The organism is Paraburkholderia xenovorans (assembly GCF_046030735.1).
Taxonomy (GTDB): Bacteria; Pseudomonadota; Gammaproteobacteria; order Burkholderiales; family Burkholderiaceae; genus Paraburkholderia; species Paraburkholderia xenovorans_A.
The window spans coordinates 24,946-42,259 of the sequence record NZ_JAQQBV010000036.1 but is presented as its reverse complement, the minus strand read 5'-3'; the positions used below and the strand labels follow the sequence as shown (position 1 = coordinate 42,259).

Here is a 17,314-nt window from a genome sequence, read left to right as displayed (position 1 = left end):
AGTGATCCACCCAAAACCAATAACCCGGACCGTATTGCGTCCGACAACAAGGCAGGAGACGCTCCATGTTCAAACCTCTACGTCACACCGGCACCGCTGCGCTTTGCGTTGCATTGCTTGCGATCAGTTGCGCGGCGGGCGCGGCCGGTCTCAAGAGCGGCCTGAAAATCGCGTTCGTGCCCAAGCAGATCAACAACCCGTATGAAGTGATCGCCGACGACGGCGGGATGGCCGCGATCAAGGAATTCGGCGGCGTGGGCAAGGTCGTGGGGCCGTCGGATGCGGGCGCTTCGTCGCAAGTGCAGTACATCAACACGTTGATCACGCAACGGCAGGACGCGATCGTGATCGCCGCGAACGACGCCAATGCGGTCGTGCCGTATCTGAAGAAAGCGATGTCGCAAGGGATCAAGGTCGTGACGTTCGACTCCGACACTGCGCCTGACGGACGGCAACTGTTCGTGAACCAGGCGAACGCGGAGGGTATCGGCCGCGGCCAGATTCAACTCGTGTCCAGGCTGATGGGCGGCGAGGGCGAATTCGCGGTGTTGTCGGCCACGCCCAACGCGACCAATCAGAACACCTGGATCAAGTGGATGCAGGAGGAGTTGAAAAAACCCGAGTATTCGAAGATCAAACTCGTCAAGATCGCCTACGGCAACGACGACGATCAGAAATCGTTCGTCGAAACGCAGGGCTTGTTGCAGGCGTATCCGAACCTGAAGGCGATCGTTTCGCCGACAACGGTGGGGATTGCCGCGGCGGCACGTTATATCTCGTCGTCGTCGAGCAAGGGCAAGGTGGCGGTGACCGGCCTCGGCACGCCGAACCAGATGCGCGCGTTCGTGAAGAACGGCACGGTGAAGGCGTTCCAGTTGTGGGACCCGAACCAGCTCGGCTATCTGGCGGGTTATGCAGCCGCCGCGCTGTCGTCCGGAACGATCACGGGTAAGGAAGGCGAATCGTTCGACGCAGGCAAACTCGGCAAACGCACGATCGGACCGCAAGGCGAAATCATTCTCGGACCGCCGACCACGTTCGACTCGAGCAATATCGACAACTTCAATTTCTAACCCGCGTTCAACGTTGCGCGGTTAGCGCGGCGTTGCCGTAGAAAACGAGGCGCGCTGGAGGATCGGCCCCGGCGCGCGTCGTGTCGTTTTCGTGCTTCGTCAATGCGTCGGTAAATGCGCAATAAACGCGTCAATAAACGCGTCAGAAGCGGTGCTGGATACCCGCTGTAACCCCGGCCTGCGTATCCGCTGCGCCGGTCAGATCGCGCGACAGGCTGACCGCATTGTCGTGTTTCGCCATCGCATAGCCGCCCGCGACATACAGCACGGTGCGCTTGGACAGCGCGTACTGGGCGCGCAGCGAGACCAGCGTCGGATCGGCATCGCTCGCGTCCTTGATGTCCTGATGATAGACGGCCGCGAACAGCGAGAAGTACGGTGTCACTTCGTATTGACCGCCGAGCCAGTACATGTCGCTGCGCAGCGTCGGCGCGGCCGTGTGGAAGGTACGCCGATAGTTGCGATAGCCGGCCATCGCTTTGACCGTGCCGAAGTCGTAGCTCAAACCCGCGTGAATGCCTTGAATGTAGTTCGTGGTGTCCGCGGGCGTGACGCTGTCGTTGGCGCCGTTCTGGCGGTCGAACGTTACGACTGCCGCGAACGGACCGGCTTCGTAGCCGAGACCGAAGTCGTACTTGGAACTCGATTTCATGCTGCCGGGTACATTGCCGAAGCCGTACATCGCGCCGAATTTGAAGCCCGAGAACGTGCCGTCGTAACGCACCGCGTTGGCCGAGCGCGAGAAGAGGCCGTCTTTGCGACCGCCGGTTGCGGTGGACGAAGTCGCCCATGAGTAGTTCGGCGCGTAACCCATCGGGTCGAACTGGATCATGTAGTCGTACGTGGTGGTGAAAGTGCGCCCGAGCGTGATTTGCCCGAAGCGGTTCTTCAGGCCGATGGTCGCGCGGCGGTCGAAGATCGCACCGGGGCCGTCGTCGAACTGACCATTCGCCACGTTGATGCCGCTCTCCAACTGGAAGATCGCCTTGAGGCCGCCGCCCAGGTCCTCGACGCCGCGCAGACCCCAGCGCGAGGTGTTCTTGCCGCCGGACACGAGCCGCGTGGCGCCGCCGTCCTTGCTCGCGTGATTCACATATTCCACACCCGCGTCGACGATGCCGTACAACGTCACGCTCGATTGTGCGTGCGCCGTCGCGGCAAAGCCGGCGAGTCCAGTGAATCCGGCGATCCCGACGATTCCCATGCAGGTTGCGCCGAGGGTCGCCTTCCTGTTGCTCCACTTCATCAAAAGTCTCCTGTGGTTGATTTTTGTTTGCTTCGATTGCGGCAGTACTACGAATCGAGCGGCGTGCTTCAGCTCGCCTGAGCGAACGCCCAGCAGTCGTTGGCGGGGAATTCGATCCAATGCCGGCCGGCTGCGCGCGGCACGGCGCCGAACGCGCGCAGACGCAGTTCGCCGCAATGGAACAGGTATTCCCAGCGGTCGCCGAGATACATCGACGTGACGAGTTCGGCTTCGAGGCGGTTCGCGCCGGGACCGTCGGCGACCTGCACGCGTTCGAGGCGAATCACGGCCTGCGCGTTCTGACCGGCCACCAGCGTTTCGCGCGCTTGCGCCTGCAGTTGCCAGCCGTCGCCGGCGAGCGTTACGCGTTGGCCTTCCACCGCCGCGACGCGCGCGTCGATCCGGTTATTGCTGCCCATGAATTCAGCGGTGTAGAGCGAGCGGGGCGCACCGTAGAGTTCGGCGGGCGTGCCTTCCTGCTCGATGCGGCCGTTGCGCAACAGCAGGATGCGGTCGGACATCGCCATCGCCTCGGTCTGGTCGTGCGTGACGCACAACGCGGACAAACCCAGCGACACGATCAGTTCGCGCAACCACGCGCGCGCTTCTTCGCGCAGCTTGGCATCGAGATTCGACAGCGGTTCGTCGAGCAGAATCACGGGCGGGTTGTAGACCAGGGCGCGCGCTATCGCTACGCGTTGTTGTTGTCCGCCGGAAAGCTGGTACGGATAGCGCGCGGCGAGTTGGCCGAGCCCGAGTTGATCGAGCGCTGCCTGTACGCGCTTTTTCTGCTCGGCGCCCGATACGCGCCGCAGCTTCAATCCGTAGCCGACGTTCTCCGCGACGGTGCGATGCGGCCACAGCGCATAGGACTGGAACACCAGACCGAGCGAACGCTGCTCGACCGGCAGGTCGACGCGCGCGGCGCCGTCGTAAAACGCGTTGCCGTCCAGTTCGATCCGGCCGGAGGACGGCTGTTCGAGACCCGCGACCGCGCGCAGCAACGTGGTCTTGCCGCTGCCGGATGCACCGAGCAGGCACACCACTTCGCCGGGATTCAGTTCGAACGACACGCCCTTCAGAATCGGGTTGTCGCCATAGCTGAGAAAGAGGTTGTCGACCGAGAGCTTATCCATGCAATTTCACTCCGAAGCGCATGGCCACGGCGAGTCCGGCGCCGACCATCGCGATGTTGATGACAGAAAGCGCCGCGACCTGATCGACCGCGCCGGTCGCCCACAGCGACACCAGCAGCGCGCCGATTACTTCCGTGCCGGGCGAGAGCAGATAAACGGCAGTCGAGTATTCGCGCTCGAAGATCATGAAGATCAGCAACCACGCCGCGAGCAGTCCAAAGCGCACGAGCGGCAGCGTCACGTCGAGGCTCACGCGGGCGCGCGTGGCGCCCACGCTGCGGCCGGCTTCCTCGAGTTCCGGGCCGACCTGCAAAAGCGCGCTTTGGATCAGACGCATCCCGTACGCGAGCCACACGACCGTGTACGCGATCCAGATGCTCCACATGGAGTTCTTCAGCTCTTTCAGGCCCGGCACGAAGAGGAAGATCCACAGGAACGCGAGACCGGCAAGCAGGCCCGGCACCGCGCGCGGCAGCAGCACGAGATAGTCGAGCAGGCGCGTGGCCCAGTCGTTGCGCCGATGTCCGGCGAAGGCGACCAGCGAGTAGAACCCCACCGCCAGCGCACCGCCTATCACGCCGATCCCGAGCGTGTTCAGAATCGCGCGGACCAGGTTGTCCTGTTCGAGCAGTTCGGTGAAGTTGGCGAGCGTCAGCATCTCCGCGAGATTCACGCCTTCGCCCCAGTTGGTGACGAACGCGCGCAGCGTGATGCCGGAGAGCGGGACGACCACCGTGAGCAGCAACCACAGCGCGACGATCGCGAGCGCAACCCAGCGCCATGCGCCGAGCGGCAGCACGGTCTGGCGACCCGCTTTGCCCTTTACCGTGACGAAGCGGTTGGCGCGCTTCAGCAGATGGCGTTGCAGCAGCACCAGCGGGAACGTGATCGCGATGATGCACACCGCGACCGCGGCCATCAGGTGATACGAGGGCACGCCGAGCTTGTTGGTGAGCTTGTACAGATAGGTGGCGAGCACGAGATGGCCTTCAGGGTCGCCGAGCACCAGCGGCAATCCGAACACCTCGAAGCCGAGAAAGAACACCAGCACGCCGGCGAACAGCAACGCGGGCAGCGTCATCGGCAGGCTGACGTCGAGTGCGACGCGGAACGGGCGGGCGCCGGCCACGCGTGCCGCTTCTTCGACGTCCGAGCCGAGGTTGCGCAGCGCGGCCGACGAATACAGATACACGTGCGGCACATGCGTGAGACCGACGATCACCGTGATCGCGAAGACGGAATACACGGTCCACGGCGCTTCGCCTGTGCCGAACAGCTCTTTCCACCACACCGAGTAGAAGCCGACCGGGCCGGCCGCGACGACGTAGCCGAATGCGAGCACCATCGGCGAGACGAACACCGGCGTGAGCAGCATCGGTTCGAGCCAGCGGCGGCCGGGAAGGTCGGTACGAACCATCAGGAATGCCAGGATCCCGCCGAGCGGAATCGAGATGAACAGCATCCCGCTCGCGATGATGAAAGAATTTTTCAGCGCGGACCAGAAGTCCGGATCGCTAAAAATGAATTCGAAGCCGGCAAGGCCTAGCGTGCGTTTCGCGTCGAAGAACGGTGCGCTCAGCACGCTCTGGAACAGGATGAAGCCGAGCGGCAGTGCGACCGCCACGGTCAAGACCGCGACGACGAGCCAGCGCAGCAGGCCCGCGAACGGCTGCAGCGCACTGACCGGCAGTGCGCCGATCGGGCCGTCGTCGGGCGCGGGCAGTGAAGCCGCGCGGCGCGCGGTTGCGCTAGTTGAGAGCATGAGTGTCCCCCTGCGGCCGGTGGGCCGCATATCGACAGGTATTCAGGAGAGAGACGGGCGCCCGCGTTGCAGCGCGGACGCCGCCCGGATCAGCGAAGGTTCAGCAAAGGTTCAGCGCGAGATCAGCGCGAGATCAGCGTTTGATCGACTGTTGCCATTGCTTGAGGAATTCGAGCCGCTTGGACTGGTCGAGATAGACCAGCAGACCCGAGCCGATCGGAATCGGTTTGAGCGAATCGCCGAGCTGTTTGGTGAGACCCGCCATCGACGTTTCACCGTCGACGTCCGAGCGGATCGAGAACAGGCTGGCCTGGTTCGCGAGTAAAGTCTGACCGCGTTGCGACAGCAGATAATCGACCCACAGTTTCGCGGCGTTCGGGTTTTGCGCTTTCTTCGAAATCGTCACGAGGCGGCTCACCACCAGCGTGTAGTCCTTCGGGTACACGTAGCCGATCGACGGGTCTTTCTTCGCTTTGGTCAGCGCGTACGAACCGAGAATGTTGTAGCCGATCAGATTTTCGCCCGACGAAATGCGCTCCATCATCGCGCCCGTGCTGGATTGCAGCTTCGGGTTCGTGGCGCCCATCGCCTTGACCAGATCCCACGTGACTTGCGGATTGACGCGTGCGTCCTGGGTCAGATAGTTGAAACCGACGCCGGACTTTTCGATGTCGTAGGTCGTGACCTTGCCCTTGAACTGATCCGGTTTGGACTGCAGCAACTTGATCAGATCGGCGCGGGTTTGCGGCACTTCGCCGGCCGCCACGAGCCGCTTGTTGTAGACGATCGCGAGCGGTTCGTACGTGGTGCCGTACGCCTGCTTCTGGTACTGCGCCCATTGCGGCAAATGCTTCGCTTCGGGCGATTCATAGGACGCCATCAAACCGTCGTTGACAAGCTTGACCTGCAAGTCCATTGCCGAGCTCCACAGCACGTCGGCGCTCGTGCTGCTGGCCGCGTTTTCGCTGATGTAGCGGTTGTACAACTCGGTGCTGTTCATGTCGTTGTACTCGACCTTGATGCCGTACAGGCTTTCAAAGTCCTTGATGAGCGGGCGCACCAGAGCCGTGTCCGTGACGGAGTACACGATCAGCTTGCCTTCCTTTTTAGCGCTGTCCAGCGTGGCCTGATAGTCGCCGGGGTAACCGGCCGGGAAGGCCGACCATGCTGGGTTTGCCGCGAATGCGAGGGCTGCGGCCAGATACTTAATAGCGGTCTTCAAGTCTTCCTCCAGAAAAACATTGTGTTTGTTGTGTGTAGGCGAATGGTAAGAGATGGCCGCTTTCTGAACGCTTTCATTTTGCGAAAGAAATGCGTCACAATGGCTGGATTCGCCTCATGGATTTCCCTGGATTCCACTCATGCGTGTGCTGCTCGTCGAAGACAATCCCATCCTTTCCCGCTCGCTGACGGACGCGCTCGCCAGCGCGAAACTCACTGTCGATTGCATGCACGACGGCGAATCGGCCGACCACGTTTTGCGCACGCAGGACTACGCGCTGGTGATCCTCGACATCGGTTTGCCGAAGCTCGACGGGCTGGAAGTGCTGCGCCGTTTGCGGGCGCGGCGCAACACGGTGCCGGTGCTGATCCTGACCGCGCACGGTTCGGTGGAAGAGCGCGTGCGTGGGCTCGATCTCGGCGCCGACGACTACCTCGCGAAGCCATTCGTGCTGACCGAGCTGGAAGCGCGAGCGCGCGCGCTGATCCGCCGCAGCCACGGCCATGAAGCGTTGCGCGCGCAGTGCGGCACGCTTGCTTACGACAGCGTCGACCGCGGCTTCACGCTCAACGGCGAGCCGCTCGCGCTGACCCCGCGCGAGCGTTCGGTGCTGGAAGTGCTGATCCTGCGCAACGGCCGCGCGATCAACAAGGACACGCTGTCGGAGAAAATTTTCGGGCTCGACGAATCGGTGAATGCCGATGCGATCGAAATCTACGTGCACCGCTTGCGCAAGAAGCTCGAACACAGTTCGGTGGGCATCGTCACGTTGCGTGGGCTCGGTTATCTGCTGGAAGCCAAGTCCGCATGACGCGGCCGAATCTGCGCGTGCGGGTCGCGCTGTGGCTGTTGCTGCCGCTGCTTGCGCTGCTCGCTTTCGATGCGTGGCTCACCTATCAGCGCGCGATGAACGCGGCGCACATTGCTTTCGATCGCACGCTGGAGTTTTCGCTGCGCTCGATACGCGACGGCATCCGCTTGCGCGACGGCCAGATCGAGGTCGATCTGCCGTATCTGGCGCTCGAGATGTTCGAGTCGAACGGCGGCGGGAATATCTACTATCAGATTCGCGAGGAAGGCGGCCGTATCGTCACCGGTTATCCGGACATGCCGCGCGAACAAAAGCCGCCCGTCGAGCCCTATAGCGTGCAGTTTTACAACGACGTGTTCCGCGGCCAGCCGCTGCGTGTCGCGATGCTCAGGTTGCCGGTTCATGACGTGCCGGGCGCGCAAACCCGTGTGGTGATCGTACGGGTCGGTGAAACGATCGAGCAGCGTCAGGCACTTGCACGCGAGATTCTGACCGGCTCGTTGCAGCAGGAATGCCTGCTGGTCGTGCTGGTGCTCGGCATCGTATGGCTCGGGGTGGCGCGAGGGCTGCGGCCGTTGAACCGTTTGTCCGCGAAAGTCGCCGCGCGCGCGGAGGACGATCCGACTCCGCTCGATATCCGCGGCTTGCCGAGCGAAGTCGCGCCGCTCGTCGATTCGATCAATCAGTACATCGGGCGCACGCAATTGATGCAGTCGTCGCGCCGACGTTTTTTCACCGACGCCGCGCATCAGCTGAAAACCCCGCTTGCGATCATTCAGGCCGAGTCCGAACTGGCGTTGCGCGATACCGACGACACCGGGCAAAACGCCGTCGGCAACCGGCGGCAAGGCGTGCATCTGCGACGCCTGAATCGCGCGGTGCAGCAGGCGGTGCGCATCGTGCAGCAGTTGTTGTCGTTGTCGAGGCTCGATGCCGACGGCTATGCGGTCCGGCACACCGCGTTGCCGCTTCACAAGGTTGCGCGCAGCGTGACGCTCGACTGGTCGCCGGTGGCGCGGTCACGAGGTATCGATCTCGGCTTCGAACAGGATGCGCGCGTCGACGTGATCGGCCAGGCCGATCTGCTGGCGGAACTGGTCGGCAATCTGATCGACAACGCGATCCGCTATGCCGGCGACGGCGCGGTGATCACCGTGCGCGTGGCGTGCGAAGCGGGGCAGCCGCTGTTGCAGGTGATCGACAACGGTCCGGGCATCGCCGCCGCGGAGCGCGAGGCCGTGTTCGAGCGCTTCTATCGCAGTGAAGCGACGCAGGCGATCGAAGGCAGTGGGCTCGGGTTGTCGATCGTCAGGGAAATCGCTCGCGTGCACCGCGCGCTGATCGCATTGAGCGATGCGCCCGGCGGCGGCCTGGTGGTCAGTGTGCTGTTTCCGGACAGCGCGGCGCAGTAACACGCCGGGTGCCTGCCGGCGCGCCTACGCGCGGATGGCAAAGCCCTTCGCATACGCTTCAGACGGCCACACCGCGCCGTCGATCAGCACCTGCTGCGTCTCCTTGTCCGGCACCGCAACGCCGATCCGCGCAGCCGCCTCGCGATACAACTGCGTCTGGTTGATGTTCGCCGCGAGATTCGCGTAATCCGCGCGCGCGTCGATCATTCCCCAACGCTCGAACTGCGTGAGAAACCACGCACCGTCGGACGCGAACGGGTAGTTCACCGCGCCGTTGTCGAAGAATCGCACTGGGGCGCCGCGCGGCGCGGACGCTGCGATCGGGTTGCCGAGGCGCGCGGCGATCAGCGCTTCATCGATACCGATGAATTCGGGCCGCGCCAGCCAGCGTGCAATCTCTTCGCGATGCCCCGCGCCGTCGAGCCAGCGGCACGCCTCCAGCATCGTTTGCACCAACGCTCGCGCGGTATTCGGATGCGCGCTCACAAAGTCGCGTCGGCACGCGAGCACTTTCTCCGGATGGTCGGGCCACACTTCGCTTGTGTAGGCAATCGTGCGGCCGACGCGTTGCGCTTCGGCCATCGCGTTCCAGGGTTCGCCGACACACAGGCCGTCGAGTTTGTCGTCGGCGAGCGCGGCGACCATTTGCGGCGGCGGAATCGCCACGCTGTCGATGTCGCGTAACGGATGCACGTGTTGCGACGCTAGCCAGTAGTACAGCCACATCGCGTGCGTGCCGGTCGGGAAGGTCTGCGCGAATACCGGTTTGCGGCCGAGTGTGGCCAGCGCTTCGGGCAAGCTGCGGTGCTCGGCCAGCGCGTCGGCGAGACGGTTCGACAGCGTGATCGCCTGGCCGTTGCGGTTCAGCACCATCAGCACGGCCATATCCGTTTGCGGACCGCCGAGCCCGAGTTGCACGCCGTAGACCATTCCGTACAGCGCATGCGCGGCGTCGAGATCGCCGGACAGCAGCTTGTCGCGCACGGCGGCCCATGAAGGCTGGCGGATCAGTTCGAGCGTCAATCCATGTGCGTGGCCGAATTCGAGCAGCTTCGCGGCGACGAGCGGCGCGGCGTCCGAGAGCGACACGAAGCCGAGCCGCAGATGCGTTTTCTCGAGTGGTCCTGGCGAGGACGGCGAGGGTGGGGACGTAGACGACGTAGGCGACGTAGGCAAGTTCATGAGCGGCGCTTCATTTGAGCGAGTCGGCAGACGCTGACGCAACGACAGCGCGCGCGACCTCGGCGAGTTTGACGCCCTGGTTCATCGCGCGCTTGCGCAGATTGGCGTAGGCGGCGTGCTCGGTAAGCTTCAATTGATCCATCAACAGGCGCTTGGCCCGGTCGATCAGCTTGCGTTCGGCGAGTTCGTTTTCGACTTGCGCGAGGCGTTCGCGCAATTGCGATTCCTGCGCGAAGCGCGCGAGCGCAACTTCGAGGATCGGCGCGAGCCGCTCCTTCGCGAGGCCTTCGACCAGATACGCGGTGACGCCCGCGCCGACCGCGTCGCGGATCAGTTGCTGGTTCGTGTCGTGGCTGAACATCAGCACCGGGCGGGGCGCGGTGGCGTTCATCACCGCGAGTTGTTCGAGCGTGTCGCGCGACGGCGATTCGGTATCGATGATGATCACATCGGGCCGCTCGCTTTCGACGACGCGATGCAGCGCTTGCGGCGTCGCGGTGTCGGCGAGCATGTCGTAGCCGAGCCGCGCGAGGGCATCGCGCAGATCGCCTATCGGCTTGTCGGTGTCGGTGACTAGAAGAACGCGCAGCATGGGGGGTAGTGTGAACGGCTTTGGCGAATCTTAACGCAATGGCTGTGCCAATAGCGGCGTGGCGTCGATCGGAGCGACGGAATTGCGCATTGGGTGATACGCCGATGCACTCGCGTGGGGCGTGTCGCGGTTGTGCACCGAAGCGGAGCATGAACCGTGCGGCGAGTTCATGCGTCGCGCCATTCGAGCAGCGCATGCCGGACCTTGTCGATTACGTCGTCCCATACGCCCAGTTTGGACTGACGGAAGACGCGCATCGACGGATACCATGGGGTGTCTGTGTGCGTGTGGTCGCGCTTGTGGCCGCGCTTGTGCTCGCTAAACCAGCGCCATTCGGTATAGGCAGGCACGAGCACCCAGACAGGGTGTCCCGCTGCGCCGGCGAGGTGCGCCACCGACGTGTCGACCGTGATCAGCAGATCGAGCGCTGGAAGTATCGCGAGCGTGTCGGCGAAGTCGTCGATCGCGGGGCCTAGCGTGTGCAAGTCATAATCGCCGCCGTTCGCGAAAGGTTCGCCGTCACGTTCCCGCTCGCCTTTTTGCAGCGCGTACCACGTGATACCGCTGATCGCGAGCAGCGGTCGCAACGCATCCAGCGCGACGGAGCGGAAACGGTCGAGCGCGTGTGCCGGATTACCTGCCCACACCAGACCGACGCGACGGTTTCGCGTCCGCTTACCGCGTGCCGCGAGTGCATCGATGCAGGTTTGCCAGTACCGCCTCCTGTCCGGCCTCGCGGTTAGATACGGGATGGTGACGGCCGGAAGCATCGCGATTCGAAGCTTCATATGTTCCGGCATCCTTAACATGTGGCACCAGAAATCGTAAGGGCCAGGCGGCAACGAGACGAATACGTCATGCACGTCCGACATAGTGCGTGCGAGACTCGCGATCGGCTCGCTGACCAGCACGTCGACCGTCGCTCCTTGGCGATGCAACCATTCGACAAAGCGGAGCGCCTGAATTTCGTCGCCACGCCCTTGTTCGCCGACGAGCAGGAATCGGCTCCCCGCAACAGACTCGCCGCGCCACTGCGGAAAAGCGGGGCGCATCCGCTCGTTTGCCGTGCCCGGCAGCGCGTAGAACCATCGGTATTGTTTCCAGCCCGCTTCGAAATCACCGAGCGCGAGCAGCACACCGGCAAGGTGGAATTGCAGGTAGGCGTTATCCGGCATCAACTGTGCCGCGGCCACGCTGTGCGGCAGGCTTTCCGCAGTTTTGCCGAGAATGCTGAGTGCTCGCGCCGCGTTGTGATGCAGGAGCGGGTGGTGCGGAGCGAGGGCAAGGCCCTGCCGCGCGACACTCAGCGCTTCGTTGAAGCAGTCGTGCGTGTTGAGGACGAACGCAAGTGATTTGAGCGCTTCGGCGTCGTCGGCGAAACGTGTTCTGATCTGTTCGATGCGTGTTTCAAGCTGGTTTGTGCGATGGGTTTTCGCCAATGCTGCGACCAGGTCGAGATCATCCAGGACGCTCACGCTACCGTTCATTGTCGATGCGCGCAGCCACCAGTCGGCGGCTTCGTCCAGCTTGCCGAGTTCTGTATGGATGCGAGCCAACGCGCGTGCCGCGTGATGCAAACCGGGATCGATGGCGACCGCTTGCGTGTAGTGCGCGATCGCATCGACAGGCCGGCCCGCCAGCCGCAGACAATCGGCCATGTTCCGATGCAGGCTGGCAGTGTCGCCCGACAGAGCGAGCGCGCGACGGTACATCGTTTCAGCCTTCGCCAGCTCGCCCGCTGAAGCCGCCAACAAGCCCGCGTGTTCCCACATTTGCGCGCGTTCGGGCGCGGCGCTCAACGCCTGCTCCAGATAATCGCGTGCGCGATCCATCTCGCCTGTGTGAACGCAAGCAAGCGCCAGGCGATGCAGTGCATGCGCGTCGGCGGGCTTCATTGGCGGATCGTGGGGGGCAAAGTAGCCCCGGTGCCGAAGCGCCGGGGCATCGAGGGGCGGAGGATTTACTCGAGACCGTAGTAGGTCGCGACCGCCAGAATGGATGCGTCGTTGATCGACGTATTCGCATTCACCATCACGTAGTAGGTGCCGGCCGGAACCGGACCGGCCACCGCGCAGGTCGCCGCCTTGCCTGCCGACATCGCGGCCGTGCAGTCCGGACTGACCATCGACGCCGTAAAGGCCTTCAGATACAGCGTCGCACTATCGGCTGATGCGCTCGGCGAAAGCGTGAACGCGAGGCTCTTCATGCCTGCCGGGACGAACCGGCTTTTCACGCCCGGCGGCACGGTCACCGAGAAGTACAGCTTGCCGGACGCCTGCAACGGAAAACGCACGCCGTAAGGGCTATTCGTGATGTCGGTGACGAGCAGCGGCGCCACGTCGACGCGCCGGGTCAGCCGGTTCGTCACACCGTTGATGTCCGTCACGGTCAACGTGACCTCGTAGGTGCCCGGTTGCTCGTAATCGATCTCGGGATTCACGGAGCGAGTGAACGTTTGGTCCGCGCCGCCGGTGCCGAAATTCCACGCCCACGACCTGATCGCCGCACCTCTCGCGGTGGAGAGATCCGTGCACGACACGTGCATCAGGTCGACGCTTTGTGAACAGGTGAAGTTCGCCGCCGCTGGAATCTTGCCGGAGCGGGCCGCCACGACTGCCGCGTTCGCATCGAGAATGCCTGCGCCGATCGCCTGGTCCGGTTTGCCGTTCGGGAACGGCTGCGCGCTTTGCGTGAGCACGGTCCGCAATTCCGCCGGCGAGAGCGGCCTCGGCGCGACCGACTGGATCAGCGCAATCACGCCGCTTACCATCGGCGCCGCCATCGACGTACCCGACATGAACGCATAGCTTTCGGTGCCCTGCGTCGCGTTTCCGGTGTTGTACGTCGACCAGATCGAATCGCCGGGCGCGGCGATATCCACCGTCGGTCCGAAGTTCGACTCGACGTACCTCAGCCCCAGGCGATTGCTCGCGCCGACGCTGATCACGTTGCGGCAATTGGCCGGCGAAAAGTTGGTCGCGCTGTAGCTGTTGTTGCCGGCTGCCGCGACGACTGCGGCGCCTTGTGCCGTCGCGTAGTCGATCGCGTGCTGCAACGTGGTCTCGCACGCACCGCCGCCGCCGAGACTGACATTGACGACTCTCGCGGGGTACGGATTGTTCGGCACACCCGCGATGCTGCCGCCCGCGGACCACATGATGCCGTCGGCGATATCGGAGGTGTAGCCAGTTCCGCACGCGTTCATCACTCGCACCGGGACGATTTTCGCGGCCGGCGCGACGCCGGCGATGCCGGTGCCGTTGTTGGTCAGCGCGGCCGCGATGCCCGCGACGTGCGTGCCGTGCCATTGAACCTGGCACTTCTCCGTCGTGATGCCCGGATTGGTGCCGTTGCCGCCGCGGTTGCCGGACGTGAAGTCGTAGCCTGGCAGATAGTTGCTGTTGAGATCGCTGTGGCTCGTCACGCCGTTATCGACCACTGCGATCACTTGCCCCGCGCCGGTGGCAGTGTCCCACGCGCCTTCTGCCCGGATGCCTGCTGTCGCGGTGCCCGCTTTCTGGTTCGACGTGAGACCCCATTGCCTGACGTATTCCGGATCGTTCGGCACCATCGTGGTGGACATTTCGCGGTCCACTTCGATGTATTCGACGTTCGGGTCCGAAGCGATCGCGCGCATGAACGCCTTTGCGTCGCTGCCGTCCAGTTTGCGCGCGGTGGTGACGACGTCGGCGCCGACGCCCATCCGCCGCAGATGACGCGCTCTCGCCGGGAACGCATTCGCGAGACGGTCGAGTCGCGATTGCACGGCGGAGCTTGCGCCGCCTTCCGCAGTGCCGGTCTTGTACTTGATGATGAAGCGCTCATTGGACGCATCGTCCGCCACGCCGCTCGTGTTCATTTTCAGCGCCAGTTGCAGCGGAACGGTAGTCGATGCCGCCGCCGATGCCGCGCTCGACTCGAGCGAGGTCACGCTTGCCGACGGTGTGTCGCCGCCGCTACCGCTGTTGGCGCCGCAAGCCGCGAGCGCGAGAGATACGGACAGCCAGCCCGCGCATACCAGCACGCGGCGCCATTTCACTGTCGAGCGCAATACTCCGCTGCTCGCGACGAATTCGCCTGAGCGGTCCTGCCTGTTATTACGTGTTGCTTCGCGCATGTTTCCTGTATCTCGTACGACATACCTGATTGCCCCTGTTTTATTAAGATGCCTAACTAAATGACGGTCGACAGCAAATTTGATAAGTTGCTACGCGTTGCCGATCGCCGGCCCTCTGTGCCTTGGTTATATTTGCGAAAGAGAGGGCTGGATCAGGATAATAAATAGCCGGAGAAGGCTAAACAATGGGCGAACTTCTGTATGTTTGTAGGAAAGGTTGCGAAGCGTGTAGGACTAGTGGCAGGTTCGTGTGGAAGCGCTTGATTCGACACGGTTATTGGCGGCGAGCCAGCGCAGATAGCTACCCGGCGAAAACAGCAAAGTTACGAGAAGCATGATGCCGACGCTGACGGCCAGCATGATCCAGGCGGCTTCGAAGCTGCCGCTCCAGCCGCGTACGATACCGGCCACGACCGGTGCGATTGCGGCCACGACAAACCCGACGCCTTGCGTGAAAGCGACGAGTTTTCCGGCGACAGCCGAATGCGCGGAATGATCCATCGCCGTGACGAGAGTCAGCGAGAAGGTGCCGCCAAGCCCGGCGCCCGCCACGCCGACCCACAGCAGCGGCGCGGCATCCGGGCACAAGATCAGGCCCAGCAAGCCCGCCAGTTGCGCGGACAAACCGAGCAGCAACCACGGCCGGCGATCGCGGAACGGCGCGGCGGCGAGCGGCAAAAGCAGCGCGGCGGCGGCCTGGAAAACCGTCATCGAAGCGAGCAGCGATCCGCTGTCCGCCACGCTTACGCCATGCTGTTGGTAAAACGCCGGCAACCACGCAACGAGACTCGTATAGCCGCCGTTGACGATCCCGAAGTACAGCCCCAGCGTCCACGCTCGCCGCTTGCGCCATAACGAAGGGGATGCCACGGCGTAGGCCGTTGCCGGCTGGGCCGGCGCGTCATTGGAGGTGCGGTTCAGTCCCAGCCAGCAGAACAGGGCGGCGATCGCGGGCAGCGCCCACACGGCGAGCGCGGCGTGCCACGAATCGAACGCTGACCCGACCATCGGACTCAGGCGTGCGCCCAAGCCGCCGCCGCCCATGATCGACGCCGAGAAAACCCCCATCGCCAGCGGCACGCGCGCGTGGAAACGCTGCTTCAGCACCGCGGGCAGCAGCGCCTGGATCGCCGCGACGCCCACGCCGGCTAGCGTTGCCGTCATCAGCAACGCAACGCCGCTGGCGGCGACCCAGCGGGCCGCGCAAGCGAGCGCGATCGCCAGCAGTCCCAGCGCCACACCCCGCGTTTCGCCGACCCAGCGCGCCAGCGCGGCGGCGCCGAACGCGCCGATGCCCATCGCGACGACCGGCAGACTGGTCAGCAGCGAAGCGCTATAAAAGCTCAGGCCGGTGGCGGTGCGGATCGTCGTCATGAGCGGGCTGATGGACGTGAGCAAAGGCCGCAGGTTGATGCCGATCACGACGATCGCGGTGAGCCAGACCAGGTCTTGCCGCGTGAACGCACGGGATGCTGCGTCGGCAGTTGGGTGGCGAGTGGTGGAAGAGGTGCGGTAGGGCGAATTCACGATGAACCTTGACGGGAAGCGGGGCGGTAGCGCGTTTCGATCGCGCCGGAGCGGGCGAAGATCGTGTCCACGCTATTTTGGTTGACCATAATAACTTAAAATGGTTAACCATTTTTGTGATGTCCGGTATCGGAGTTCGACAACGCTCGATGGCGGCGGGCGTAAGCCGTCGCTACAATGCCGGGCGAATCTCCTGTTCTACGCGTTCTTTCCGGTCTCCAATTCATGGTTTCACGCTCTCCCAGGTTGGCGTCTGCCGACACCGCAACGCCCGCGCCGAACAACGTCGATGCCGAATCGGGCAGCGTCGAAGAGCGCATTTACGCGACGATCACTGCCGCGCTGCTGCAAGGCCGGCTGCGGCCGGGCGCGCAACTGGTCGAGCGCGACCTCGCCGCGGCGTTCGGCTGCACGCGCGGCGCATTGCGCAAGGTGCTCGCGCGCCTGGGCTTCGAGGGCAAACTGACGCTCGAGACGAATCGCGGTGCGTTCGTGCCGTCGCCGTCTGAACAGGATGTGCGCCAGGTGTATCTGGCGCGACAGATCGTCGAGGCGGGAATCGTCGCGACGTTGTGCGGAAATGTGAGTGCAGCCCACAAGCGGCGCTTGCGCGCGCATGTGCGCAGTGAGGAAAAGGCTTCGCGCGCGGGTACGCTGGACGAATCGGTGCGGCTCGCCGGCCAGTTTCACGTGCTGTTGACCGAGTTGGCCGGCGGCACCGAACTACTTGGGCTGGTCGGGCAACTGGTCGCGAAGACCGAGTTGTACAAGGCGCTCTATGACCCGTCGAAAGGTTCTACCTGCTCCGCCGACGAGCATCTGCAGATCATGGAGTCGCTCGAGGCGGGCGATCTGCCTGCGGCGCTCGCGGCGATGCGTGAGCACTTGTCGGAACTGGAGGAGCGGGTGGTCGAACAGATGCACAAAGGCACCGCAGCAGAGGATCTCGGTGCGGTTTTTGGGGTGCAGGTGAAGTAGAGGCAGCGAAGGCGCTGGCGCGCAAAGCGCCGCCAGGCAAGACAAGCTGCCTTCACAATGACAACGGCGATAACAACGTGACAACAGCGACCCGCGAAGCAATCGTTGTCGCAGCTTATGTGACGCCACAGCGCGCCGCTCGGACCCGAGTCGAGGAATCAGGTCAAAGAAGGCGCGCGAAGGGCTTCGCGAAACAACTCACTGCAATCAATCGCGCGACCGCCGACCCGGAAGCGGCTCGACAAACGGTCAATGC

13 protein-coding genes are annotated in these 17,314 nt (G+C 63.7%); 4 read left to right on the top strand and 9 right to left on the bottom strand.

The window, feature by feature from the left end; all coding sequences use genetic code 11:
* Window positions 1–65 precede the first annotated feature (65 nt).
* A complete protein-coding gene (gene rhaS, locus PQQ51_RS27805; RefSeq protein WP_408500332.1) occupies window positions 66–1,073 on the top strand; it encodes a rhamnose ABC transporter substrate-binding protein in 1,008 nt (335 codons plus the stop codon).
* Between the two features lie 142 nt (window positions 1,074–1,215).
* Here rhaS and PQQ51_RS27800 read toward each other — a convergent pair whose 3' ends face one another.
* The 4 genes from PQQ51_RS27800 to PQQ51_RS27785 all read right to left on the bottom strand — a co-directional run bounded on the left by PQQ51_RS27800 (window position 1,216) and on the right by PQQ51_RS27785 (window position 6,439).
* Window positions 1,216–2,277 carry a porin gene (locus tag PQQ51_RS27800; RefSeq protein ID WP_408500384.1) on the bottom strand — a complete coding sequence of 354 codons (1,062 nt, stop codon included), beginning with the start codon at window positions 2,275–2,277 and terminating at the stop codon, window positions 1,216–1,218.
* A gap of 110 nt (window positions 2,278–2,387) precedes the next feature.
* Window positions 2,388–3,455, bottom strand: a complete 1,068-nt coding sequence (locus tag PQQ51_RS27795) for an ABC transporter ATP-binding protein (RefSeq protein ID WP_408500330.1) — start codon at window positions 3,453–3,455, stop codon at window positions 2,388–2,390.
* Window positions 3,448–5,217, bottom strand: a complete 1,770-nt coding sequence (locus PQQ51_RS27790) for an ABC transporter permease (RefSeq protein WP_408500328.1) — start codon at window positions 5,215–5,217, stop codon at window positions 3,448–3,450. The genes PQQ51_RS27795 and PQQ51_RS27790 overlap by 8 nt, the downstream gene beginning before the upstream one ends.
* 133 nt (window positions 5,218–5,350) lie before the next feature.
* On the bottom strand, window positions 5,351–6,439 hold the full coding sequence (locus PQQ51_RS27785; RefSeq protein ID WP_408500326.1) for an ABC transporter substrate-binding protein: 1,089 nt from the start codon (window positions 6,437–6,439) through the stop codon (window positions 5,351–5,353).
* Between the two features lie 139 nt (window positions 6,440–6,578).
* Between PQQ51_RS27785 and PQQ51_RS27780 the strand changes: the two genes are divergently transcribed.
* Entirely contained in the window at window positions 6,579–7,250 is a 672-nt protein-coding gene (locus PQQ51_RS27780; protein ID WP_408500324.1) for a response regulator, read from the top strand.
* Complete coding sequence (locus PQQ51_RS27775; RefSeq protein WP_408500322.1) at window positions 7,247–8,662, top strand: sensor histidine kinase; 1,416 nt, start codon at window positions 7,247–7,249, stop codon at window positions 8,660–8,662. The genes PQQ51_RS27780 and PQQ51_RS27775 overlap by 4 nt, the downstream gene beginning before the upstream one ends.
* Before the next feature lie 24 nt (window positions 8,663–8,686).
* On the opposite strand, the gene PQQ51_RS27770 is transcribed toward PQQ51_RS27775, so the two are convergent.
* The 5 genes from PQQ51_RS27770 to PQQ51_RS27750 form a co-directional block, all read right to left on the bottom strand.
* On the bottom strand, window positions 8,687–9,844 hold the full coding sequence (locus PQQ51_RS27770) for a CmpA/NrtA family ABC transporter substrate-binding protein (RefSeq protein WP_408500321.1): 1,158 nt from the start codon (window positions 9,842–9,844) through the stop codon (window positions 8,687–8,689).
* Window positions 9,845–9,854: 10 nt separating this feature from the next.
* A complete protein-coding gene (locus PQQ51_RS27765) occupies window positions 9,855–10,436 on the bottom strand; it encodes an ANTAR domain-containing response regulator (protein WP_408500320.1) in 582 nt (193 codons plus the stop codon).
* A 167-nt stretch (window positions 10,437–10,603) separates the two neighbouring features.
* Window positions 10,604–12,331, bottom strand: coding sequence for a tetratricopeptide repeat protein (locus PQQ51_RS27760; protein WP_408500319.1), 1,728 nt, complete (start codon window positions 12,329–12,331; stop codon window positions 10,604–10,606).
* Between the two features lie 65 nt (window positions 12,332–12,396).
* Window positions 12,397–14,553: a S8 family serine peptidase gene (locus PQQ51_RS27755; protein ID WP_408500318.1), complete on the bottom strand. Its 2,157-nt coding sequence runs from the start codon at window positions 14,551–14,553 to the stop codon at window positions 12,397–12,399.
* Between the two features lie 234 nt (window positions 14,554–14,787).
* Window positions 14,788–16,080, bottom strand: a complete 1,293-nt coding sequence (locus PQQ51_RS27750) for a cyanate transporter (RefSeq protein ID WP_408500317.1) — start codon at window positions 16,078–16,080, stop codon at window positions 14,788–14,790.
* A gap of 225 nt (window positions 16,081–16,305) precedes the next feature.
* Here PQQ51_RS27750 and PQQ51_RS27745 point away from each other — a divergent pair, with 225 nt between their 5' ends.
* Window positions 16,306–17,058: a GntR family transcriptional regulator gene (locus PQQ51_RS27745; protein ID WP_408500315.1), complete on the top strand. Its 753-nt coding sequence runs from the start codon at window positions 16,306–16,308 to the stop codon at window positions 17,056–17,058.
* The last annotated feature ends 256 nt before the right edge of the window (window positions 17,059–17,314 follow it).